Origin of the sequence: Algoriphagus sp., assembly GCF_030694375.1 — a bacterium.
Lineage (GTDB): Bacteria > Bacteroidota > Bacteroidia > Cytophagales > Cyclobacteriaceae > Algoriphagus.
This window is the reverse complement of the sequence record NZ_JAUXYL010000041.1, coordinates 306,504-328,838: the sequence shown is the minus strand read 5'-3', so window position 1 is coordinate 328,838 and position 22,335 is coordinate 306,504. Positions and strand designations below refer to the sequence as shown.

22 protein-coding genes and 1 tRNA gene are annotated in these 22,335 nt (G+C 41.3%); 14 read left to right on the top strand and 9 right to left on the bottom strand.

Translation table 11 applies throughout. The annotated features are described in order from the left end of the window. Nucleotides 1-156: 156 nt before the first annotated feature. Nucleotides 157-1,188, bottom strand: a complete 1,032-nt coding sequence (gene hemH, locus Q8M62_RS17325) for a ferrochelatase (RefSeq protein WP_304899392.1) — start codon at nucleotides 1,186-1,188, stop codon at nucleotides 157-159. Between the two features lie 317 nt (nucleotides 1,189-1,505). Between hemH and Q8M62_RS17320 the strand changes: the two genes are divergently transcribed. From Q8M62_RS17320 to Q8M62_RS17295, 6 genes are all read left to right on the top strand, one after another. Beyond that, complete coding sequence (locus Q8M62_RS17320) at nucleotides 1,506-2,279, top strand: sensor histidine kinase (RefSeq protein WP_304899391.1); 774 nt, start codon at nucleotides 1,506-1,508, stop codon at nucleotides 2,277-2,279. Further along, nucleotides 2,242-2,964: a LytTR family DNA-binding domain-containing protein gene (locus Q8M62_RS17315; protein ID WP_305668229.1), complete on the top strand. Its 723-nt coding sequence runs from the start codon at nucleotides 2,242-2,244 to the stop codon at nucleotides 2,962-2,964. The genes Q8M62_RS17320 and Q8M62_RS17315 overlap by 38 nt, the downstream gene beginning before the upstream one ends. A gap of 108 nt (nucleotides 2,965-3,072) precedes the next feature. Beyond that, complete coding sequence (locus Q8M62_RS17310) at nucleotides 3,073-3,414, top strand: hypothetical protein (protein WP_304899389.1); 342 nt, start codon at nucleotides 3,073-3,075, stop codon at nucleotides 3,412-3,414. A gap of 24 nt (nucleotides 3,415-3,438) precedes the next feature. Then, the gene (locus tag Q8M62_RS17305) at nucleotides 3,439-3,720 is read left to right on the top strand and encodes a hypothetical protein (protein ID WP_304899388.1); all 282 of its coding nucleotides are present in this window, start codon (nucleotides 3,439-3,441) and stop codon (nucleotides 3,718-3,720) included. A 20-nt stretch (nucleotides 3,721-3,740) separates the two neighbouring features. After that, a complete protein-coding gene (locus tag Q8M62_RS17300) occupies nucleotides 3,741-4,139 on the top strand; it encodes a hypothetical protein (protein ID WP_304899387.1) in 399 nt (132 codons plus the stop codon). 5 nt (nucleotides 4,140-4,144) lie between these two features. Then, nucleotides 4,145-6,421, top strand: coding sequence for a cation:proton antiporter (locus Q8M62_RS17295; RefSeq protein ID WP_304899386.1), 2,277 nt, complete (start codon nucleotides 4,145-4,147; stop codon nucleotides 6,419-6,421). Nucleotides 6,422-6,449: 28 nt separating this feature from the next. Here the strand turns inward: Q8M62_RS17295 and Q8M62_RS17290 are convergent, their stop codons facing one another. After that, on the bottom strand, nucleotides 6,450-7,706 hold the full coding sequence (locus Q8M62_RS17290; protein WP_304899385.1) for a cation:proton antiporter: 1,257 nt from the start codon (nucleotides 7,704-7,706) through the stop codon (nucleotides 6,450-6,452). Between the two features lie 6 nt (nucleotides 7,707-7,712). Next, entirely contained in the window at nucleotides 7,713-8,540 is an 828-nt protein-coding gene (locus tag Q8M62_RS17285; RefSeq protein WP_304899384.1) for a universal stress protein, read from the bottom strand. 210 nt (nucleotides 8,541-8,750) lie between these two features. Between Q8M62_RS17285 and Q8M62_RS17280 the strand changes: the two genes are divergently transcribed. The 7 genes from Q8M62_RS17280 to Q8M62_RS17250 all read left to right on the top strand — a co-directional run bounded on the left by Q8M62_RS17280 (nucleotide 8,751) and on the right by Q8M62_RS17250 (nucleotide 17,240). Beyond that, nucleotides 8,751-10,337: a M14 family metallopeptidase gene (locus Q8M62_RS17280; RefSeq protein ID WP_304899383.1), complete on the top strand. Its 1,587-nt coding sequence runs from the start codon at nucleotides 8,751-8,753 to the stop codon at nucleotides 10,335-10,337. A 96-nt stretch (nucleotides 10,338-10,433) separates the two neighbouring features. Further along, nucleotides 10,434-12,179 carry a M14 family metallopeptidase gene (locus tag Q8M62_RS17275; RefSeq protein WP_304899382.1) on the top strand — a complete coding sequence of 582 codons (1,746 nt, stop codon included), beginning with the start codon at nucleotides 10,434-10,436 and terminating at the stop codon, nucleotides 12,177-12,179. Between the two features lie 231 nt (nucleotides 12,180-12,410). Continuing rightward, nucleotides 12,411-13,838, top strand: coding sequence for an ATP-binding protein (locus Q8M62_RS17270; protein WP_304899381.1), 1,428 nt, complete (start codon nucleotides 12,411-12,413; stop codon nucleotides 13,836-13,838). Between the two features lie 40 nt (nucleotides 13,839-13,878). Next, nucleotides 13,879-14,670 carry an SDR family oxidoreductase gene (locus Q8M62_RS17265; RefSeq protein ID WP_304899380.1) on the top strand — a complete coding sequence of 264 codons (792 nt, stop codon included), beginning with the start codon at nucleotides 13,879-13,881 and terminating at the stop codon, nucleotides 14,668-14,670. Between the two features lie 6 nt (nucleotides 14,671-14,676). Then, a complete protein-coding gene (locus Q8M62_RS17260; RefSeq protein WP_304899379.1) occupies nucleotides 14,677-15,258 on the top strand; it encodes a flavodoxin family protein in 582 nt (193 codons plus the stop codon). A 94-nt stretch (nucleotides 15,259-15,352) separates the two neighbouring features. Next, nucleotides 15,353-16,108 carry a hypothetical protein gene (locus tag Q8M62_RS17255; protein WP_304899378.1) on the top strand — a complete coding sequence of 252 codons (756 nt, stop codon included), beginning with the start codon at nucleotides 15,353-15,355 and terminating at the stop codon, nucleotides 16,106-16,108. 145 nt (nucleotides 16,109-16,253) lie between these two features. Beyond that, a complete protein-coding gene (locus tag Q8M62_RS17250) occupies nucleotides 16,254-17,240 on the top strand; it encodes a cyclopropane-fatty-acyl-phospholipid synthase family protein (protein ID WP_304899377.1) in 987 nt (328 codons plus the stop codon). A 50-nt stretch (nucleotides 17,241-17,290) separates the two neighbouring features. On the opposite strand, the gene Q8M62_RS17245 is transcribed toward Q8M62_RS17250, so the two are convergent. The 6 genes from Q8M62_RS17245 to Q8M62_RS17220 all read right to left on the bottom strand — a co-directional run bounded on the left by Q8M62_RS17245 (nucleotide 17,291) and on the right by Q8M62_RS17220 (nucleotide 20,867). Then, the gene (locus Q8M62_RS17245; protein WP_304899376.1) at nucleotides 17,291-17,860 is read right to left on the bottom strand and encodes a hypothetical protein; all 570 of its coding nucleotides are present in this window, start codon (nucleotides 17,858-17,860) and stop codon (nucleotides 17,291-17,293) included. 456 nt (nucleotides 17,861-18,316) lie between these two features. After that, complete coding sequence (locus Q8M62_RS17240) at nucleotides 18,317-18,796, bottom strand: DUF4252 domain-containing protein (RefSeq protein ID WP_304899375.1); 480 nt, start codon at nucleotides 18,794-18,796, stop codon at nucleotides 18,317-18,319. Nucleotides 18,797-18,826: 30 nt separating this feature from the next. After that, nucleotides 18,827-19,372: a DUF4252 domain-containing protein gene (locus Q8M62_RS17235; RefSeq protein ID WP_304899374.1), complete on the bottom strand. Its 546-nt coding sequence runs from the start codon at nucleotides 19,370-19,372 to the stop codon at nucleotides 18,827-18,829. 216 nt (nucleotides 19,373-19,588) lie between these two features. Beyond that, a complete protein-coding gene (locus tag Q8M62_RS17230) occupies nucleotides 19,589-20,026 on the bottom strand; it encodes a hypothetical protein (protein ID WP_304899373.1) in 438 nt (145 codons plus the stop codon). Next, nucleotides 20,023-20,514: an RNA polymerase sigma factor gene (locus Q8M62_RS17225; RefSeq protein ID WP_304899372.1), complete on the bottom strand. Its 492-nt coding sequence runs from the start codon at nucleotides 20,512-20,514 to the stop codon at nucleotides 20,023-20,025. The genes Q8M62_RS17230 and Q8M62_RS17225 overlap by 4 nt, the downstream gene beginning before the upstream one ends. A 280-nt stretch (nucleotides 20,515-20,794) precedes the next feature. After that, nucleotides 20,795-20,867: transfer RNA gene (locus tag Q8M62_RS17220), tRNA-Phe, on the bottom strand. A 102-nt stretch (nucleotides 20,868-20,969) separates the two neighbouring features. Here Q8M62_RS17220 and Q8M62_RS17215 point away from each other — a divergent pair. Next, nucleotides 20,970-22,304 carry a 4Fe-4S dicluster domain-containing protein gene (locus Q8M62_RS17215; RefSeq protein WP_304899371.1) on the top strand — a complete coding sequence of 445 codons (1,335 nt, stop codon included), beginning with the start codon at nucleotides 20,970-20,972 and terminating at the stop codon, nucleotides 22,302-22,304. Nucleotides 22,305-22,335: the final 31 nt, after the last annotated feature.

The following is a 22,335-nucleotide window of genomic DNA, read 5'->3' as shown; positions in this document are numbered from 1 at the left end:
ATTATGTTCTTCTTAATTCGATATTCAACATTCGATGTTCATTATTTTTTTATTAAATATCGAATAGCGAACACTGAACATCGAATATCGAAGAAAGGAAATCGTTAATTAAAATATCCATCTCTAAGGAAATTGATCCTCTGAGATTTCGAATGATCAAGATCTTGACTCCACCAAATCCTTCACACACTCCACCCAGGTGTCATTGGAATTTAGGCTGGGCACCAGATCCCAATGCTCGCCACCGAGTTCCTCGAATTGTTCTTTGTATTCTTCCCCCACTTCAACAGTGGTTTCCAGACAATCGGCCACAAAGGCAGGAGAAAAGACGAGTACTTTTTTTACTCCTTCTTTGGCCAGTTCCTTGATGGTATCTTCAGTGTAGGGTTTGATCCAGGGATCTTTCCCCAGTCTGGATTGGAAGCAGGTCATGACCTTGTCCTCCGGCAATCCTAATTTTTCTGCTACCAACCGGGTGGTCTGGAAGCACTGGGCCCGGTAGCAAAACTGATTTTTCAGCCCGTATTTGTTGCAACAGGCACCTAGTTGGCAATAGCCTTCGACACTTCCTTTGCGGATTTGGCGCTCAGGAAGCCCATGATAGGAGAATAAAAATTTATCATAATCGTGCTTTTGCATTGCTTCTCTACCCAATTCGGTCCAAGCCTCCAAAAAGAGCGGATGATCAACATAGTTGCTGATAAAAGTAATCTCCGGGATAATCTGCCAATCGCGCGCGATTTCCATTACGCGGTCAATCACAGACCCATTTGTTGCAGAAGCGTATTGTGGGAAAAGTGGAAGTACTATGATCTTTTTGACTTTGGCTTTCATCAACTCTTCCAATCCCTTTTCAATGCTTGGATTCTGATAGCGCATAGCCATAGCCACAAGGTACTGCTCCGGGTCTAGCTTTTTGATCAGCTTTTCTTTGAGATCTTGAGTGTGAAAAAGCAAAGGTGAACCTCGATCGGTCCAAAGTTTTCGGTATTCCCCAGCTGATTTTGGTGCCCGAAAAGGCGCGATTATCAGATTGACAAGCATCCAACGGGGAATGAAAGGGAAATCAATCACCCTTCCATCCATCAAAAACTCACGGAGGTATTTTCTTACATCTCCCGTTTTGGTGCTGTCTGGAGTTCCTAAATTGACGAGTAGAATGCCAATTTTAGCTGCATTTTTTGCCATTTTAATCTGGTAGTTTTTGCTTTGGAAAGCTTAAAAATAGCCCCTTTGTTTGGTTTATCTCAATTGAAGTTTTCTAAGAGAGATTGGAAAAAATGGTTTTCGGGTGTGAGCTAAACCCCATGACCAGTTTAGCCTCTATCTGAAAATCGATGAAAACGAAGTCAATCATTGGTCAATCTAAAGAGACAGTACGCAGGTGCTCTCATTAACCAAAATAACTAAATCAGTATACGGACGTATCAGACGCGTAACTAGAACGGACCTTAAAATCATTTTGCATAGTTTTGAAATTTCTAATCCGTTAATTTGAACTAGGTATGGAAAATCTAACAGATATGCCATCTGGAGTGTTGCTCTCGATCCTAGGAATTGGGCTTAGCTTTCTATTGATAATCTTCTACTTGGTCGTTCGTCTGCAAAAATCAGAGAAGGCAAAAAATGAGTCAGAGGATAAGTTTCAGCAGCTTGAAGGCAAAATCAATAAGCTGGAATTGCAAACGCTGGAATCCAAACTCAATCCGCATCTTTTTAAAAACATTCTAAACTCCATCCAATCACATGCTTATCAGACCTATTTCGCACTTGACAAACTGGCGAATGTGTTGGATTACATATTGTATGAAAGTCGAAATAAATTCGTAACACCCAAAGAAGAGATCGATTTTGCCTTAAACCTGATCGAAATAAATAAAATAAAGGTCAGTCCTTTATTTGAGTTAAAGGTCAAGACAAAAGTCAATGATTTCGAACCTCTATTCGAACAACGTGTATTGGCCCCTTTGATTTCCATTGATTTAATCGAAAATGCATTCAAGCATGCCGACCTACAGCGCTCGGATGCCTTTATTGCCGTGACGTTTGAGTTTAAAGAAAACATCTTCTCCCTAACTGTAGCCAATAAGGTGTCTACAAAAAAGCCGATGAAGAAAGAAAAGGGCGGATTTGGAGTGGAATCTTTGGAGCAGCGGCTGAAAATTATTTATTCAGATAATTTCAAACTCGACCGTTTTCTGGAAGGTGATGTCTATATCGCACATTTAAAAATAAACTTAATTGAACACAAAGCTAAAATGCTTGCTGCTAGACGATGAGCTACCGGGACTCACCTACCTAAAAATGCTTTGCGAGCAAATCTCCGATCTGGAAGTCGTAAAGGCCTTTGACAACGCTTCAACTTTTCTACGGGAAGTGCCCAAGTTGGAGTTTGATCTTTGCATTTTAGATATCGAAATGCCTGAAATGAACGGGCTTCAAATTGCCAACCTGCTGAATGGAAAGCCCGTGATTTTTGCCACAGCCTACAAAGAATATGCAGCAGAAGCATTTGACCTGAATGCGTTGGATTATATCCGGAAACCCATTCAACTCGACAGATTAAAACAGGCAATCGATAAGGCAAAAAAGCAAATCAGTTTAAGCATTCTAAACCCTAAATCATTTATCCAACTAAACACAAACAAGGGCAAGGCGATCTTATATTTTGACAAAATTGCCTACATCAAAACTTCCGAAAATGACAGCAGAGATAAGCTTGTTTGCCTCTTTGATGGAGAAGAATATGTAGTCAAAAACATCACCTTTGATAAGTTGAGAGAAATACTCCCAAACAAAGATTTTTGTAGAATCAACAAACAGGAAATGCTTGCACTTAGAGCTGTTCAGGTCTTTTCATTTGATGAAATCACCACTGGTTTATTTTCAAACCAGGGGAAAAAAATCAAATTTTCATTGAGTGAAAATTACAGAAACGAATTTCTGCAAAAAGTCAAAATCTAATTCATTACACATTTTTTCCTACTCATTACATTTCAGAGTTGCTTCCCTCCATCAACGGATTTCTGCTTTCAATTAATCCACATCTTCGTCATTCTAAATCTCTTTACTATGGATGCGAATTTGATAGCTGGGTCCTACTGGGAGTCTCCGAAAAATGAAAATTCATTTTTCAGTACAATTTTTTCGGTGCCTAAAGTCAAATCAAAAAAGATTGCCACGCCATCTCTGATAGCTCAAAAATGCAATGGGATAGCCATAGGTACTTCGCACATCAATTATGCAGCTCCTTGTTATCCCATACTAGCCACAGGAGGCAAAACCTTAGCACATGTCGAACTTTCTTTTCAGGCGGGAGCAGACGCAATAGTTCTTTCACCTCCCTCATCAGGAGAGCTCTTTAATTCAATAATGAATCAATACAGATTGGGATTCCATCAAATGAATAAATAGCTAAATCCTTTTTAACGAAAAATTATGGAAACGGAATTTAAGGAAATAGAAAAAGAAAAAATCGGTCAATTAAACTTCCCCAGTCATGACGTTCTGAGTTCTGAATCGGAGATAAATCTCAGGTTGGATGTGCTTGAGCGAGCCATGTCCTTAGGAAATCTGGATCAAATCAAGGTGAAGATTTATTTCGAAGACGATAGGGAAAAATTAGTTGTAGACACCACCATTTGGGCGGTGACTTTTGAAAGTGTAATCCTGAAACATGGGCTTATGATCCCAAACCACAGAATTTACAAGGTCATTTAGTTTTTCAAATTACTTTAAAAATGAAATTCTTACTTCTAATGCTAGTAATATTTATTTCTTCAGCCACATTCGCACAAGAAAAAAAGGTAGAATTCGCATTTTATGATGGGATTGCCATTATAGGAATTGTGGATAATGGAGGCTTTTCAAATTTCACAGGGCCCAATATCAACGCCACTTATAAAAATTCAAAATTTATTCTCGGAATGCTTCCATCACTTCGCTTTAAGGAAGATAGAAGCACTCCAAGAAATGCCTTTGTAACCCCTAATCTCGGAATTGGCTTTACCTACAGCTATAAAGTCTGGGCGATCCAATTGCCTTTATACTACAATGCCAAAACCGCCTCAACTGATGGAAAATGGCACGTAGGTTTAGGTGTAGGATTAAGATTAAATGAGTTTAACAAAATAAAATAAACGATATGCAAAGATTCAAAAACACATTTTTTTATGTGGGCATCATTGGAGGTTTTACTGCCTTGATGTATTGGATTGTAATACTGGGAGCAAAACTAGAACAGGGCAGAAATATTGTGATCCCGAATACTGGCAAAACCCAATGGCAGGAGTTTTTGGACTCGCTCATCTATAATTTGGAGCATCCATTGGCTATTCTTTTGGCTCAGATTGTCACCATTATTTTGGTCGCACGCTTATTTGGTTGGATATGCCAAAAAATTGGTCAGCCCACCGTCATCGGTGAAATCATCGCGGGAATTGTTTTAGGTCCTTCATTGATTGGCTTGTATTTTCCTGAGTTTTCAGCGACGCTTTTTCCGGTAGCCTCCTTGGGTAATTTACAGTTTCTAAGTCAAATCGGTTTGATCCTCTTCATGTTCGTCATCGGGATGGAATTGGATTTAAAAGTCCTCAGGAATAAAGCGCACGATGCGGTGGTGATCAGTCACGCAAGCATTATCATTCCTTTCGCACTGGGGATGGGACTGGCCTATTACATCTATGATTCTTTTGCTCCTAGTGGCGTTCAATTTTCTTCTTTTGGGCTCTTTTTAGGTATAGCGATGAGCATTACAGCATTCCCTGTTTTAGCCCGAATTGTGCAAGAGAGAGGCCTGCAAAAAACTCGTCTGGGAACCATGGTAATTACCTGTGCGGCCGCCGACGACATTACAGCTTGGTGTATTCTTGCAGCTGTGATTGCCATTGTAAAAGCCGGCTCGTTTGTGAGTGCATTGTATATTATCGCTTTGGCTGTTCTTTATGTCCTACTGATGGTCAAAGTAGTCCGGCCTTTTTTGGGAAGGATTGGGAGTCTGTACCATACCAAGGAAAGCCTAACCAAACCCATCGTTGCTATCTTTTTTTTAACGCTCATTCTTTCATCTTACGCTACAGAGGTGATTGGTATCCACGCCTTATTCGGAGCGTTTATGGCGGGAGCTATTATGCCTGAAAATCTTAAGTTCAGAAACATATTTATTGAAAAGGTGGAAGATGTGGCCTTGGTCCTACTCTTGCCTTTGTTCTTTGTCTTCACTGGATTGCGCACAGAAATCGGCCTACTCAATGATCCCTATCTTTGGAAAGTCACTGGACTAATTATCCTCGTAGCTGTAGTGGGGAAGTTTATTGGGAGTGCTCTTGCAGCCAAATTTGTTGGACAAAATTGGAAAGACAGTTTGACAATTGGAGCTTTGATGAACACACGGGGATTGATGGAATTGGTGGTTTTAAATATTGGCTATGACCTCGGGGTTCTATCTCCTGAGATATTTGCCATGGCCGTGATCATGGCTTTGGTGACGACATTTATGACCGGACCTGCTTTAGATTTGATTAATTGGGCCTTTAAATCAAAGGAGGAAGTGATCCCTGTGGAAATCAGTCAGATCAATAAATTCAGGATTTTAGTATCATTTGGTAAACCTGAACGAGGAAAGTCTCTATTGCGATTAGCCAATAGTTTTATCCGAAAGCTGAATGGAAATGCATCTGTAACAGCGATGCATCTGACCCCAACCAATGAGTTAAATCATTATAACTTGGCCGAATATGAGCGAGATAGTTTTCGCCCAATTTTCGAAGAATCCCAAAACCTAAATCAAAAAATTACCACGCTGTTTAAAGGTTCAAACGACATTGAATCTGAAATTACAGAGGTTGCAAATAAAGGAGATTACGACCTTTTGTTAATCGGCCTAGGCCAATCCATTTTTGAGGGCAGTTTACTTGGAAAGGTTTTGGGATTTACTACCCGAATAATCAATCCGGAGACACTCATCAACCAAGTAACGGGTAGAGAGAGTTTATTTGAAAACTCACCTTTTGAAGAAACAACACGCAATATTCTCAATAAGAGCAAAGTACCAGTGGGTATCCTTGTCGATAAAAATTTTACTTCTTCAGAGCGGGTTTTCATTCCCGTGTTTTCAAAGGATGACACGTTTCTAATTCAATTTGCTCAAAAACTCATCCATAACGCAGAATCACAAATCACGATTTTGGATTTAGCTGGGCAGATCAAAAACAACCCGGAATTCAAAGAAAAAATCAGGTCTATCGAGCAACAAGCCCCCAACCATATTAATTTACTCAGTGAGCAAATCATAGAGAAGGAATTCTTACGCGAACAAAATCTAATGATTGTAAGCATAGAAAGTTGGAAAAAGCTAGTGGATTCAAAAAGTCTTTGGCTTTCTGATATCCCATCGACTTTGATCATGAAAGAAAATGAATGATTCTCTAAAAATGTAAGCTATTGCAGATTTAAGTCAGATTTTTTTCGGTTGCTTCTCCTTTTTTCAGTGCCCATTTCATCAATGGCCCAGAGGTCATTGAAGTCACCAATGCCATTACTACCAGAGCGACAAAAAGCTTTTCATTAATCAGACCATTCTCTAAAGCGATGAGTCCAAGGATGATTTCCATTGCACCTCTGGCATTCATCCCAAATCCAATCGCCATAGATTCCCATTTTCCAAGTCCACCTCTTAAAGAACCAAATCCACATCCGATTACTTTGCCTGCATAGGCTACAATTATGACCACCAAAACGAGTAAAGGATCAAAATTGGTGAAGAAGTTGACCTTCAATCCTATTGAAACAAAAAAGACAGGTGCAAAAATATTATTGACAAATTGATGAATAATCTCTTTTGCACGCTCAGGCATATGATCAGAATCTCCAATTGCTACTCCCAAAATAAAGGCTCCGAAAATGGCGTGAATTCCGATATACTCCGTGAAAGCTGCCGCCAAAAAACATGCAGAAAGTGAGAGTGAAATCAATCCGCCCGGCCAAGCCAAACGTTTATTTACCCATGGCAAAACCTTATTAATTAAAGATTTGCCTACAGTGACCATGAAAATTGCGAACCCAACTGTAAGAAGAATGGTGTAGCCCAGTCCCATGGTAGTGGCTTCTTTGCCCATGAAGCTAAGAATAATTGAAAAAATCATCCATCCAATGATATCGTCTACCATAGCTGCTGAGACAATCATCATTCCCATTCGACTTTTGAATAAATTCAAATCCATCAGGGTCCTAACAATTACCGGCAAGGCACTAATGGCCATAGCTGTCCCCATAAATAGCGAGAATAAAAGCTTATTACCTTCCGCAAATCCGAAGAATTCGGCAAAGAAAAAAGGAGCGGTAAATCCAAAAGCAAATGGAATAACCAAGCCGAAGAAGCTGATGTTAAGTGCCCTTTTGCCCTGAGAAAGAACTAAGTTCAGCTCAACTTCCAGCCCGGCTATAAACAATAGTAGTACTACTGAAATCTGAATATATCCATCCAAAGCAATATTTGTCATCGCATTTGATTTAAAAAGCGAATCAAAAAGCTCTGGAAAAACTCCTCCTAAAATTGTTGGCCCTAATAAAATACCTGCCAATATTTCACCAACCACTGCGGGTTGTTTGAATTTTTGAGCTATTTCGGCAAAAATTCTCGCAGCAATCAGCATCACTGCGAGCTGAATTAACAGATTGACGACTTCACCATGTGCAAGTTTTTCCATCTGCTTTTATTTTACAATTAAAAGATTGCAGGGAAGCTCTGAAAGAATATCTTCCAAGTCATGTGGGAATATGCGATCAATAAAACTATACCCATTTTCATCCCCCATGATCAGCAGATCAGCTTCGATGGATTCGCAGTACCTTACCAGTTCAACCGCCCACTTACCTGCAGTTACTTTAATATTAATCCTCAAGCCGGTTTGATCCAATCCGTCAAGAATTTCTTGGACATATTTGATTTCTTCTTGAACCAATTTTCTGCGGGTTGTAGAAACTTCATCTTCAGAGCCCTCTCCTGCAGTGGCCATTTGTAACCCATAGAGCTTGATTTCATTTAAAATATGGATTTGGCCAGCTCCTTCTACTTGACAGAACTTTAGCCCTTTTTCTATTACTCGGGGAGTAACTTCTAGTTGAGTTCCGTTGATGACAACTTTGGAAAAGCGGGTAGTTTCAATTTTAGGATCTATCAAGGTCAGGACCGAGCATGGCGACTTTCGAATCACTTTTCTAGCTATAGATCCTAGATAATAAGTTAAGAGTCCCTCCTTTTTCAAAGCCCCCAAGACTAACAGGTTTACTTGCTCCTCCTCACAGGTTTTTAGGATGGTTTTGGCAGGTTTGCCTTCTTTCCAGATTGTTTTGATCCGTTTTAGATCAGAGCAGTGCCGCTTGAGAATCTCATTTAATGTAGATTCTAACTCGGGAGTTTTTACCCCCACATGGATAAGCACTAGCTCGCCCTGAAATATTCCTATAAGTCTACGTGCTTCAGCAATAAGAGCCTCCATCCTTGGGGAAAACGCAATGGCGAGCGCAACTTTAGAATACATAGTAGTTTGATTAGTTTTTCTTAAATAAGACAATTTTAATCACAACACAAACCATTATTTGAACATGCGCCACTTATCCTTGGCCATATCCGCTTGAGGCTGATTTCTTTTTTCTGAAAAATCCCTGCCTGATTTATTGCCTTTTTTGCCTAAACTTCCATTGAATTATTGATTCTTATATTCAGAAAATAACCCGAAACTAATTTCCCTATGAGAAAATTATTACTCACCGGGCTGTTGCTGGGGTGCTTGATATGCAGCGATACTTTCGCACAGTCAGACTACCCCACACTCAGTCAGGTCACCCAACGACTCCAAAAACTAGGAAGCAATGCTTCTGTGGAGTTAAAATCACTGACAAAAACCGATGGAGGCAAAGATATCTATGTCCTCAAAGTCGGAACAGGCAAAAAAGATGAAAAACCGGCAATTGCTGTGGTAGGAGGCGTCGAAGGCTTTCACGTACTCAGCGTAGAGGTTGCACTTCAATTTGCGGAGAAGCTGGTAGCTGAAAACAGTGCAGTCCTAGAAAAAACGACCTTTTACATTTTTCCAAACATGTCTCCGGATGCTTATGAGCAGTATCATGCAGCGCTAAAGTATGAGCGACGAGGAAATGCCGTTCCTATGGATCACGATCGGGATGGTAAGATGGGAGAAAGTGGATACTCCGATCTCAATGGGGATGGAATGATCACGTGGATGCGAGTAGAAGATCAGATGGGGGACTGGATGGTATCCAAAGACGATGAGCGTGTGCTGGTAAAAGCGGATCGGTCAAAGGGAGAATCCGGAAAATACCGAGTTTACAAAGAAAGCAAAGACGATGATAAGGACGGGAAATTTGCTGAAGATCTGAAGGAAGGTGTCGCTTTCAACAGATCATTAACCTACAAATTCCCGGTTTTTGAGCCATTGGCAGGAGATATCGCTGTTTCTCAAAAGGAGAGCAGAGCATTGCTCGACTATCTCTTTGAGCAATGGAACATCTTCGCTTTTGTAACTTTCTCCCCTGCGAATAATCTCAGCACTCCGTTAAAATACAATGCAGGCGATGCCAAAAAGCGGGTTGTAACTTCCATTTTGGAAAAAGATCAGGCGATCAATGCCTTGGTTTCAGGAATTTACAATGAGACTGTAAGCCAAAAAGCTTTTCAGCAAACCAATCAGGGAACTGATGGTGATTTCTTTCAGTGGGCCTATTTCCATTTTGCAAGATTGAGTTTCAGTACGCCGGGTTATTGGACCCCTGAATTTAAAGGCAAAACAAACGCAGAAGTCAACTATTTGGCATGGGCAGATTCATTGGGATGGAACTCATTCGTGCCTTGGACTGAGGTGAAGCATCCTGATTTTCCAAATCAAAAAGTTGAAGTCGGTGGAATCAAGCCATTCGTAATGGTCAATCCTCCTTTCGAAAAAGTAGGTGCAATCGCTGATGAGCATACTGCTTTCATCTTGAAATTAGCGGAAATGCAACCCAAGCTGGAATTCCACAACCTGAAAACAGAATCTCTTGGGAATGGACTGACCAGAGTTACTGTTGATTTATTCAATAATTCCCCGCTTCCGACTCATTCAGAAATGGGAGCTAAATCACGCTGGCTGAGAAAAATCAGGATAGATATAGATGCAACTTCTGACAAGGTTGTTTCGGGAGACAAAATCAAACTAGTTGATTCTATGGATGCCTTTGAAAAAACTACGCTGAGCTGGATCATTCGTGGGTCAGGAAATATTACGATCAAAGCAGGAGCTCCTCACGCAGGTTTTGCCACTCAAACTGTAAAACTCTAAGCCATGAAATCGAGCATATCACAGCAAGCTGAACAGTGGAATAATTATCAGTCATGCGAGATTCCATCTGACCGATTAAAAAAAACTAAAGAACAGATGAATACACTAAAAACAACAAAACTAATCGTTGCCTTGGCTTTGAGTGCATTATGTCTGGGCTCTTTCGATGCCAATGCACAGCAGGAGAATTATTTCCGGGCAATTGGATCACCCCACAAGCCAAAAGTAGAAATCGCCTGGAACCGCTATTACAGCGCCGAAGGACTTTGGGATTGGATGAAAAAAATCGCCGCTGCTCACCCAAAATTGGCGAAAATCGAATCTATCGGTAAATCCTTCGAAGGGAGAGATATTCTGACGCTGACAATCACTGACTTTTCTACAGGAAAAGATACTGACAAACCGGCCATGTGGATTGATGGAAATATCCACTCCAATGAGATTCAGGGGGGCGAGTTTTCGCTCTATGTCGCTTGGTATCTAACTGAAATGCATGTGGATACGAAGTTTATTCAGGAATTGCTCCGGGACAAGACCTTTTACATCACTCCAACAATTAATCCAGACGCTAGAAATAATTTCTTCAAGGAGCCGAACACTGCCAATTCTCCAAGATCCGGCATGATTGTGTTGGACAATGACGGAGATGGTCAAGCTGGTGAAGATATGATGAATGATCTCGACGGGGACGGACATATCACCATGATGATCCGCAAATCTCCTACTGGACGATTTATCAAAGATCCTCTGGATCCGAGAAAATTGATGGCAGTAGGCCCTGATCAGGTTGGTACCTACGAAATGCTGGGGCAAGAAGGCATGGACAATGATGGGGACGGAGAAGTCAATGAGGATGGTGTTGGATATTATGATCCAAACCGTGATTGGGGCTGGAACTGGCAGCCGGATTACATTCAGCGAGGCGCAATGCGCTATCCGTTTACTCTGCCCGAGAATCGTGCCGTGATGGAGTTCGTGATGAAGCATCCAAACATCGCCGGAGCACAAAGCTTCCATAATTCAGGAGGGATGATTCTTCGTGGACCTGGAGCTGAGGAAGATCTCAATACCTACAACAGAGAGGACATTCGAATCTATGATGCGATCGGCAAAAAGGGAGAGGAAATGATCCCTGGTTACCGTTACCTGACGGTCTACAAAGACTTATACTCTGTCTTTGGTGGAGAATTGGACTGGTTCTATGGCAACAGAGGAATATTCACCTACACTAACGAATTGATGGTTCCTTACCTTTATTTTAATAAGGAAGCTGGAAGGGGAAATCAGGATGAGCAGCTCAAGGTGGATCAGTTATTGACTTTTGGCGATGCCTTTGTTGATTTTAAAGAGTACAACCATCCGCAATTTGGCACAGTCGAGATTGGAGGATTCAAGAAGAACTTTGGGCGTGCCCATCCGGGATTTTTGCTGGAACAGGATGCGCACCGTAATTCAGCCTTCACCATCTATCATGCGTATCACACGCCAAAACTTTCTGTAATGGATGTGAAAGAAGAAGATCTTGGCGGAGGATTGAAAGCAATCACGGCGACTATTTTCAATGAGCGAATGATGCCAACTCACGCCAGTCAGGATTTGAAATACAAAATCGAGCGACCGGATTATGTAAGCATTACAGGTGCCAAAGTAGTGGCTGGATTTGTGGTAGAGGATGAAGACATGAAGAAATTCAAGGAGCAGAAATCCTCGCCTGAAAAAATGGCCGTGGAAAATATCCCGGGAATGGGTGCAGTGAAAGTGAAGTGGATTGTTTCTTCTGCGTCTAACTACAGCATCACCGTAGACTCTGCCAAAGGCGGAAAGGCGAGTTGGAAGAAGTAAGTGATTTGTAATCATTTAATTAAGAAAATCCCGCCGCACTCAATGGCGGGATTTTTATTTGCTTTTCAATTAATTTCCAGCCAAAACTCTACTATTTAACTCAATTTTGGCTGCGAAAATGTTTATTTACAGCCAAAACCTAATAGAAAATATAATTTTAGGCTGTAAAATATTTTATTTCCAGCCAGAAATAGTATTTTTATAGCAGTTTTGGCTGAAAATAAATAAATTGTGGATAATCCAAGTTTGATCGGACGGAAGAAACCTAGGGAACGGTTCAAGAAATTGCTGAAAAGTAAAAAGTCAGAATTTCTGGCTGTATATGGTCGAAGACGGGTTGGAAAGACCTTTTTGGTCAAGGAATATTTCCACTATCAGTTTGATTTTTTTATGACCGGAATGGCCAATGCGACGACAGAACAGCAGCTTTTCAATTTTGATACCGAGCTGAATCGTCAATCACATTTGGTTTTTGATTCCCCAGCGCAGAATTGGTTGGAAGCATTTCAGCGCTTGAGAATGCATCTAGAGCTCAAAAAAAAGGATGGGAAACTGGTCATTTTCATAGATGAACTGCCCTGGATGCATACGCATGGCTCAGACTTTCTGATGGGGTTAGAGCATTTTTGGAATGCCTGGGCCACTCACCGAACCGATATTTTGCTGATCGTCTGTGGTTCGGCGGCTTCTTGGATGCTTACCGAGGTCATCAATAGTACTGGTGGCCTGCATAATCGTGTCACGGCTCAGATGAAAATTGAACCCTTTACGCTGGGAGAAGCCGAGGAATTACTTAAATCCAACAATTGTCAACTGGATCGCTATCAAATCATCCAATTGTACATGTGTTTGGGTGGGATTCCCTACTATTTGGATGCGGTGGAGGCTGGGAAAAGTGCAGCTCAGAACATTCAAGAGCTGTTTTTTGAAAAAAGCGGATTGCTCAGAAATGAGTTTCACAACCTCTACCGTGCGCTCTTCAAGCGACATGAAGTCTACGAAAAAGTGGTCGAGGTGCTTTCTGCCAAAACCTACGGAATGGCACGTAGCGAAATCATTCACAACTCCGGGCTTCAATCCGGCGGAACCTTGAGCAAAGTACTCGTGGATTTGGAGGAAAGTGGATTTATCACTTCTTATCCGGCCTTGGATAGAAAACTGAAAAATACGATTTATAGACTTTCAGACTATTTCACTGCTTTTCATTTCCGATTTCTTCAAAAACCACAAAGCAATGATTGGCTTAAGTTAATAGATCAGCCTGCACATCGCGCTTGGCAAGGGTTTACTTTTGAGCAGGTATGCCTAGATCATGTTTTCCAAATCAAAAAGGCACTTGGAATAAGTGGAATTCAGGCCGAGCATGCTGCCTGGAGGGGGTCGACTGGTGACAAAGGCGCACAAATAGATCTGCTGATTGATCGGCGGGATCATGTGATTACAATCTGTGAGTGCAAATTTCACCTAGATACCTTCGCCATCAACAAGGAATATGCGGATCAACTAAGGTCAAAAATCGCTGTGTTCAAGGAAGTTTCAAAAACCAAAAGCGCGGTACATTTTGCATTTGTCAGCACCTATGGCCTGCATCGAAATACCTACAGCGATATGCTGGTGCAAAGTGAAGTGACAATGGATGCCTTGTTTGAAGAAGTTTGAGTGAATGATTACCTTGAGGGAGGCACAAATTCTTTTCCCTATGAATCAACAAAATCAGGTAGTCTGGATTACAGGAGCATCTTCAGGCCTAGGCCGGGGAATGGCTCTTGAATTTGCTTCACAAGGAGCTACCGTGGCTGTTTCAGCCCGAAGAATGGATGAATTAAATTCAGTGGTTCAAGAAATCGAATCCAAGGGTGGAAAAGCCAAAGCCTACTTTTGCGATGTACTGGATCCGAAAACAATCGAGACTTGTGTCGATCAAATCCTGTCTGATTTTGGAAAGCTTGACGTAGCGGTTGCCAATGCTGGATTTGGTGTGATGGGTTCAATTGAGCAATTGACTGAAGCGGATTGGCAGCGGCAATTTGCAGGAAATGTGACGGGATTGGCATTAACCTGCAAATATGCATTGCCACACTTAAAAAAAACAAAAGGTAGATTAGCACTAATCGGCAGTGTGGCGGCCTTTGTCCCGAATCCGGGAATTGGAGCCTATGGAGCATCTAAAGCTGCTGTCCACAATATTGGAGAGTCTTTGCAGGTTGAGCTTAAGGGAAGTGGAGTTTCTTGCACGACTATCCATCCCGGATTTGTAGACAGTAATATCACCCGAATAGATAATGAAGGACATTTTCATCCCCATCGTCAGGATCCAAGGCCGGCTAATTTAATGTGGCCAACTGATAAGGCCTCAAAAGTAATGGTAGCAGCGATTCAAAAAAGAAAAAAAGTTTTTGTGTTTACGGGACATGGTAAAGTGGTCGTTTTCATTGGGAAATATTTCCCTAACCTAATGAGAAAAGTTGCCGACAAAATCGCCCCAAAATAACCAGATATGAGGAAAATCGTCTTATTAATTTGTTTTGGATTAGGGATTGTTTTGAATTCCTTTGCCCAGAAACAACCAGAGGTTTTAATTGCCTACTATTCCCAATCAGGAAGTACCAAAGCATTGGCGGAGTCAATTGCAGAAGGAGCCAAGTCTGTCGACGGAGTAACGGTGACTCTTCTTTCGATCGATCAAGTCACTTCTCAGCATTTATTTGATGCGCGAGCAATCATTGTCGGTTCACCCGTTTATAATGCTAATATCGCTCCCGCTGTTCAGGAGTTTATCAATTCTTGGCCCTTTGAGGGTAGACCTTTGAAAAATAAGATCGGAGCGGCATTTTCAACGGGAGGTGGGATTTCGATCGGGGAAGAGCTGGTCATGCTGAACATTCTGCATTCGATGCTGATTCATGGACTGATCGTTGTCGGAGGTGAAGAAGCTGAGGCGGCATTTGGCGCATCAGCGGTGACAGGTGAAGTCCCTTTTGATTCCGGAAAAGCAGAGGATGTGTTTTTGAAAAAAGGTTTTGGGCTTGGAGCTCGTGTAGCAAAGTTGGTTATCAATTTTCCTGAAGTTCATAATTGACCCAACTCGGATTATGGAGCCTTGCCGATTTCAGCTTTTTTGAATTTGATTGAAAATCAAGGGTTAATTCCGATTTGATTTTTAATTTGTATGCATGAAAAGGGCAAAGTCCATCAGTCCACCATATTTCCATGCCATGACCTGGATATTTTTATGTCTGGTTTTTATTGGTTTTGCTCCGAGTTTTTTCCTAAAATTTTGGATTGAAGCGCAACCATTTTACCCTGAAGGACTTCCTATCCCGTATATTTTACATGGCTTAGTGCTCACGGTTTGGTATGTATTTCTGGTAGTTCAATCCACTTTAATTAAAAATAGAAGTCTAAATCTGCATCGGAAAATTGGCTACTTTGGAGCGATATGGGCATTTTTTGTACTTGCGTCAACACTTTGGGTGATTAGTTTATTCCCCTCCCGAATGGAAGAGTTGTCATTTGCTCTTGGAAAAACTGTGCAAGAAATAGAGCCAGGTTTGTCAGGTATTCTTTGGCTGGATTTTTTTATGAGCTTATTATTCTCCTCGTTTGTTGGATTGGGAATAGCAGAGCGGAAAAACCCTGAGGCACATAAGCGCTTGATGTTTTTTTCAGGCTTAGTTTTCCTTTTTGCAGCAGTATTTCGAATTAGTGGAATAGTTGGAACACTTGGCGGCATTGAAGCAGGGCCAGTTTTTGGATTAGGATTATTACTTGTGATTTCAATCAGTGTACTTTTTTATGACCGAATGCAATTGGGTAAAGTTCTTCCGATTACCTGGGGCTGTTTTGGTTTTTATTGGTTTGGTGTCATCCTGAGTTTTATACTGGGAGAGTCTTCATGGGGAAAAGAGTTTATGCTAGGGTTATTTTGATATTTTTTTAGTTTAAAAGGAATAGACTACTACAATGCCTTCCCTTTATAGGATGTGTTTTTTTTATTTGGGTCGGAAATAGTAACTTATTCAAACTATTGAAATTCAATAGTTTATTTTATCTCCACAAATAACCTTTCAAAAAATGGAACAGTCAGACATCAACAAAGAACTTTTAGCAAAACCATGGAGTGGATCGAGTGTCAGTGAGCGGGAAGGGCAAGCATGGGATAAGAAGAAAGAAATGGACTTCACCTACACCAACATCGATAAGTTTATACGATACAGTCTGGGTGAAAACCCTGTTTTCAGCAACGCGATGTACCTCGGTGACTTTTCGATTTCTCTGGAAGAAGCTCAACGGAGGAAACATGAGTTTGTAACCAAAGCTTTGGATATAAAGCCTGGGAGTCGGGTTTTGGATTTGGGTTGTGGCTGGGGAGGTTGGTTGAAATACCTAAAGGATGTCGTAGGTGCAGAAGGTATCGGTGTAAACCTGTCGGATGGTCAAGTTCATGCCTGTAGGAAGAATGGATTAACTGCCTACATCAAAGATGCTCGATTTATCAAACCCGAGGATTTTGGGACTTTCGATGCGATCACTGCTTTTGGAAGTTTCGAGCATGTGGCTTCGGTAAAGGATTACCTCGAAGGCCGTCAGGATGAAGTATATGAAGATTATTTTCGTCATGTGTACAATCTGCTCAAACCGGGCGGGAAATTTTACATGCAAACCATGACTTTTGAAAAGAATATGATGCCTTTTGATCAGATTGACATCAATGCGCCAAAAGATTCTGACAGCTACATTATGGCTCTTTTGCTGAAGCATAATCCGGATTCATGGATTCCTTATGGATATGAACACGTCGTGCGTACTGCCAGTGCCTATTTTAAAAACACCTATTATAGTGACGGAAGATTGGATTATGTAAATACCAATCGAGAATGGACTAAGCGCTTTTATAAATTCAATTTGAAAAAGTACTTATGGTTTGCCTCTTTAGTTCCTAAGTTATTTACAGATAAAGAATTTAGACATCAACTGGCAATTTTGAGAGTTCGCCCCAATCGAGTTTGCTTCGAGCGGGAGATCATGGGACATGCGCGATTGGTTTTTGAAAAGCTCTAAAAAAGTAAACCCCTGCTGAGGCAGGGGTTTTTAAAATAAAGTTGGTTTAATTATCGCGTTGCAACGTAAGCTTCGAAGCCACTTGAGGTAGTCACTTTGAAGCTGATTCCTTCAGGAGAACCTGGATTGTCAATCGTATAGATTTTGTGTAGTCCCTGAGGATTCTGAATCAATTCAGTATGGATCAGATTGTTTCCGTCGAATATCTGTACTGTTACGTCTTTGGATTCGAGGTTCGCCACCAAAAGTCTGTATTGATTGTAACCCAAGGCTGTCACCCGGGAATATACCAAAGGCTTGGTGATCACCTGAGTATTGAATGTGGCAGTTCTCAACTTACCCTTTGCGTCGGATACTTCGATTGAATAATTACCTACAGGTAGGGCATTCAAATCATATCTTTTTGCAAAAGCTTCGGTTTTTGTGATTCTGTCACGCAACACCAGACGGTTGTCAGCATCAGTGATCCGTACAGTTAATGTTCCCTGAGGCGCATCATTTACTGCTATCATTACTTTAGCCGGTTCAGTTTGTCTGATCTCTACAGATTTCTCGTCGTTGTAAGCAAACGCTCCAGTTGCGATCCCCGCAACAAAAAGCATAGTGAATAATTTTCTCATTTTACTAGTTGGTTTAAATAGGTTCTAGATTTTGTGTGTAACCGCTGGATGGACAGTTTCCATCAGTGGGGGATTTTGGGCTACAGGGTCTTCGATGCAATTCGAATTACATTACAAAGATACCTAACGGAAGTGAAATTGCAAATGTTTTAATAAAATGTCATAAATATTTTCAAATCATTAACAAAAATATCAAATAATTACAAAAAGCATAATTTAATCCCGTCATCGATTGCGGAGCTTACTTTATGGTGAAATTTTAACACAAAACAGAATAATAAATTGTAAAATTATTAAATAACAAAATCATGTAATTACATCAATTGCTATATTCTCTTTTTCGCAAACGATTGTATAAACAAAAAGTATTTTTACAATTTGATCTATGTCAAACACAAAAGCCCGAAATATTCGGGCTTTTGTGTTAAAAACTGAAAATGAGGTTTAAATTTAAACTCAATTAAGCTTGGAAGTTGCTTTGGATAAAGCTTCTTGGGTAAATTTTCCTTTCAGCTCAATCACCATTAAGTCTCCCTTCTTGTTGTCCCCTACCAAGATGACCAAATCTGAAATTATTGAAGCTCCTTTGGAATAGATAAAAACCCCACTCTTTCCTCCAGCTGTCTCCATCAGGAGTTCGTAGCGCTCTCGCTCGAGGCCTTTTTGTAAAGCTTTGAATTCGGTGTAATTACTATTGTCCTTTGGCAGGCTTAAAAAAATCAATTTTTCAACTGATTTGGCAACAGTTGCCATGTTGTTTTTATCGACATCGATTTTGAAGCCATCCGCAAAGTTCATAAAATTTCCTCCCAATTCAAGTTGGAAAAAGTCCTTGTCTGATTTGAACCTTTCTTTTAGTGAAGCTACACTTTTGCTTTGGGCATTTGTAGCATAGACAATAGCAAGTAGGCAGAGGGTTACAATGAGTCTTTTCATTTTTGTAAGTGGTTTAGTTTTCAAATAATATTATTTCGGCCCCTTGGGCCCCTTACTTCCTTTTCCGTATTTATCCATTCCGGGCAGGTTGGTCTTTTCAGCCAACATATTCAGGTCCTCATAGGTGAATGCGCCTAGCATGGATAGCAGGGTGAAGCTTTTGGTGTCCCCTGTTATCATCATCAGTTCCCGAATTAAACCAGCCTCTTCACGGATCATGAATTTCAGACTGGTGCCTTTTTCCTGCACATCCATCAATTCCTCGTACTGGTTTCTGTTGAGTGTGGACATGGCCTCTTTGTATAAAGGCATCCCTTCAATTCCGTCGGCTGACAGTATTCGAATACCTTTTACTTTCGAGATTAACTTCCCCAACTCCTGAGCCTCAACATCTCCCCCTGAACTACTTTTTAGGAATCCACCGGCCATCTGCATCATTTTTGGAGAAATGTAGACCCGGGAGAATCGGTCGTCCTCCATGTATTTGGAGAAAAACTTCTGTATGGCATCCTCCTGAGCATAAGACGCAGTAGTCAGTCCCAGTAGAAAGAATAGTATGATATAGGTCTTTTTCATCTGTTTATAAATTGATTTTTTTGGTCAGATGGAATCTTCGCATGAATTCCCCGATAGCTCGGGGCATCCCAGTGTGTGACGTACTCGTCATGCTCGATTTCATGTGTTTATAATTTGTCTTTTAATTGCCATCCCGATAGCCGCTCCGATAGCTATCGGGGGGGGCACCCCTCTGTGGGTCGCTTTGGGTCATGCCTGTAGCAGACAGGCTCGATTTCATTGGTTTGAATTTTGATCCAGCTGAAACAGCTGATTGGTTGTGTTCAAATATTTTAGATCATTCAGCGGAGCCAGCTGATCTTTTGCTTTTGAAAGGTTTGACTGTATTAAACCAAAGGCTTGTATGACTTCTTCGAATGCTCTCTGCTCGGCTTGCTTTTGCTCATAGACTCTCCATCCCCAAAAGCTTCCAATCAAGATCGTAATCGAAGCCGCCCAGCTTAGCCAAGCGGGGTTTAGCCTCCGCGTTTTGGTCTTGGGAACACGCAGAATTTTTGGTTCTTCGGACTTGAACAGGTCAAGTCCTTTGAACAAGGCCTTTTCCTGTTCATAGCCTGTCGCTTCTCGAATTAATTCCCGAAGCTCCTTTTCTTCATTTTGGGATGTTTCCGCCTCCCAATATTTCTCCAGCAGTTCTTCAATTCTTGTCTTCATCCGGTGATTCCTTGGTTGATTAATTTTTCGCGTAGGGTCTTTCTTGCCCGATGGAGGTTGACTTTCACTTGGTCAAGGCTGATCTCCAATTGCCCTGCAATGGCTTCATAACTCATCTCCTCCACCTCTCTGAGGTGAAAAATCTCCCGTTGCTTCTCAGGTAGATCTCCTACCAAATCAAATATCAAACGAAGTGATTCTTCAGATTCAAGTTGATTTGGTTCATTAAAAGCCGTTTCCTGGATTCCTTCCAAACTTTCAATTCTTTCATTTTTTCGGTGATGCATCAAGACCTCATTTTTCAGGCTTTTGACCATCCATCCAGTCAGATTTGGATGTGTTTGGAGTTCCTTTTGACGTCCCATTGTTTTTTCAAATACATTTTGCAAGACATCTTCTGCTAGATCCCGGTCTTTGGTCCAGAGAAAAACCATCCGGAACAGCTTGCCTCTCAAGGGCCAGATGTGTGTCTCGAAAAATGAATTCATTTAAGAAGGTGATGCGGAAAAGGTCAGAATGTTACAAATTCACGAAGAAATTTCCTGAAATTATTTTTTTAAGTCCAAAACTCACTCGGAAGGAAGTGGTTAGGTTATCAATTGTCCTTATGAGTAATCCTGGACTTGTGTAGATCGAGTATAAATTTGAATCAGAAATAGTATGCATGCAGACTATTTTATATTTTGCAGTGATGAACAATCCAGCTTTATATCGACGAAGTTTTGAGAAATGGGCAAAAAAAATCCCGATCCATGGGGATCGGGAGGGTGGTGATAAGTGGACTCGAACCACCGACTCACGGATTTTCAGTCCGATGCTCTACCAACTGAGCTATATCACCAACTCTTAAAGTGATGCAAAGGTAGAAATTTGAGTATTTGATACAAACGCTTTTCAGAAAAAATAAACCCTAATTAACGAAAAACAAGCTAATCTGATCACTATGAGCATTTTACCGCAACTCGCATTTGTCCTGATTTTGGGTATCGCGGGTTATATTTTGAGTAAAAGGATCAAATTTCTCAGAAGAAATATCCTTTTAGGAAAAGCAGAGACTCGGAACGACCAATCCGAATCCCGCTGGAAGACCATGATGCTGGTGGCATTTGGTCAGCAAAAAATGTTTAAACGCATCGTCCCCGCTTTTCTTCATTTATTAATTTATGTTGGCTTTTTAGTCATTAACCTTGAAGTACTGGAATTCATTCTTGACGGAATTATAGGTAGTCACAGGCTTTTTGCTCCGGTTTTGGGAGGCCTTTATACTACTGCCATCAACATGTTTGAGTTTCTGGCTGTCGCAGTATTGGTTTCCTGTGTTGCTTTCCTGATCAGAAGAAATGTGATGAAAGTGGAGCGATTCACCAAGCCGGAGCTCAAGGGTTGGCCTGCCATGGATGCCAACCTGATTTTGGTGATCGAAATCGTTTTGATGTTTGCAATTCTGACGATGAATGCAACGGATCAGATTTTGGCAAACCGAGGAGATGAACATTATTTGGCCTTGGGAACCTTGTTTTTCAGCAGCATGCTGATGCCAATCTTTGAGGGAATGTCTGATGGAGCTTTGGTTTTCATGGAGCGGTTTGCCTGGTGGTTTCATATTGTAGGGATTTTGGCTTTCGCTATTTATGTCACCTACTCGAAGCATTTGCACATCTTTTTGGCTTTTCCAAACACCTGGTATTCCAACCTCAAAGCAAAGGGCGAAATGGTCAATATGCCTGAAGTGACCAATGAGGTGAATATGATGTTGGGAATTCCTGTGGAAACTTCCTCTGAGGCGCCTGCTGAAATCGGTCGTTTTGGCGCTAAAGATGTCAATGACCTCAGCTGGATCAATGTCCTCAATGCGTATTCCTGCACAGAATGTGGGCGTTGCACGGCAGAATGTCCGGCAAATCTTACTGGTAAAAAACTTTCCCCGCGTAAAATCATGATGGATGTGCGGGATCGTGCTGAGGAAGTTGGAAAAAGCATCGATGCTGGTGGTGCCGGTTTTGAAGACGGAAAGTCACTTTTGGGAGATTACATCACCAAGGAAGAAATCAACGCCTGCACGAGCTGCAATGCCTGCGTAGAAGCATGCCCTGTCAATATCGATCCTTTAGCTATTATTCTTCAAATGCGCCGCTACGTGGCCATGGAAGAATCCGGTACTCCCGCCCAGTGGAATTCTATGTTTCAAAACATGGAAACCAGCTTTTCGCCTTGGAAATTTAGCCCCTCAGATCGCTTCAACTGGTCCGAAAAAGTCAAGGAAGAAGAAATTAAATGAATCGAGATTTAGTCTTGAATCTTGTATCTAA

Coding starts and splice junctions, on each gene's coding strand:
- hemH (WP_304899392.1), bottom strand. CDS start 1,188: ATGGCAAAAAATGCAGCTAAAATTGGCATTCTACTCGTCAATTTAGGA.
- Q8M62_RS17320 (WP_304899391.1), top strand. CDS start 1,506: ATGGAAAATCTAACAGATATGCCATCTGGAGTGTTGCTCTCGATCCTA.
- Q8M62_RS17310 (WP_304899389.1), top strand. CDS start 3,073: ATGGATGCGAATTTGATAGCTGGGTCCTACTGGGAGTCTCCGAAAAAT.
- Q8M62_RS17305 (WP_304899388.1), top strand. CDS start 3,439: ATGGAAACGGAATTTAAGGAAATAGAAAAAGAAAAAATCGGTCAATTA.
- Q8M62_RS17300 (WP_304899387.1), top strand. CDS start 3,741: ATGAAATTCTTACTTCTAATGCTAGTAATATTTATTTCTTCAGCCACA.
- Q8M62_RS17295 (WP_304899386.1), top strand. CDS start 4,145: ATGCAAAGATTCAAAAACACATTTTTTTATGTGGGCATCATTGGAGGT.
- Q8M62_RS17290 (WP_304899385.1), bottom strand. CDS start 7,706: ATGGAAAAACTTGCACATGGTGAAGTCGTCAATCTGTTAATTCAGCTC.
- Q8M62_RS17285 (WP_304899384.1), bottom strand. CDS start 8,540: ATGTATTCTAAAGTTGCGCTCGCCATTGCGTTTTCCCCAAGGATGGAG.
- Q8M62_RS17280 (WP_304899383.1), top strand. CDS start 8,751: ATGAGAAAATTATTACTCACCGGGCTGTTGCTGGGGTGCTTGATATGC.
- Q8M62_RS17275 (WP_304899382.1), top strand. CDS start 10,434: ATGAATACACTAAAAACAACAAAACTAATCGTTGCCTTGGCTTTGAGT.
- Q8M62_RS17265 (WP_304899380.1), top strand. CDS start 13,879: ATGAATCAACAAAATCAGGTAGTCTGGATTACAGGAGCATCTTCAGGC.
- Q8M62_RS17260 (WP_304899379.1), top strand. CDS start 14,677: ATGAGGAAAATCGTCTTATTAATTTGTTTTGGATTAGGGATTGTTTTG.
- Q8M62_RS17255 (WP_304899378.1), top strand. CDS start 15,353: ATGAAAAGGGCAAAGTCCATCAGTCCACCATATTTCCATGCCATGACC.
- Q8M62_RS17250 (WP_304899377.1), top strand. CDS start 16,254: ATGGAACAGTCAGACATCAACAAAGAACTTTTAGCAAAACCATGGAGT.
- Q8M62_RS17245 (WP_304899376.1), bottom strand. CDS start 17,860: ATGAGAAAATTATTCACTATGCTTTTTGTTGCGGGGATCGCAACTGGA.
- Q8M62_RS17240 (WP_304899375.1), bottom strand. CDS start 18,796: ATGAAAAGACTCATTGTAACCCTCTGCCTACTTGCTATTGTCTATGCT.
- Q8M62_RS17235 (WP_304899374.1), bottom strand. CDS start 19,372: ATGAAAAAGACCTATATCATACTATTCTTTCTACTGGGACTGACTACT.
- Q8M62_RS17230 (WP_304899373.1), bottom strand. CDS start 20,026: ATGAAGACAAGAATTGAAGAACTGCTGGAGAAATATTGGGAGGCGGAA.
- Q8M62_RS17225 (WP_304899372.1), bottom strand. CDS start 20,514: ATGAATTCATTTTTCGAGACACACATCTGGCCCTTGAGAGGCAAGCTG.
- Q8M62_RS17215 (WP_304899371.1), top strand. CDS start 20,970: ATGAGCATTTTACCGCAACTCGCATTTGTCCTGATTTTGGGTATCGCG.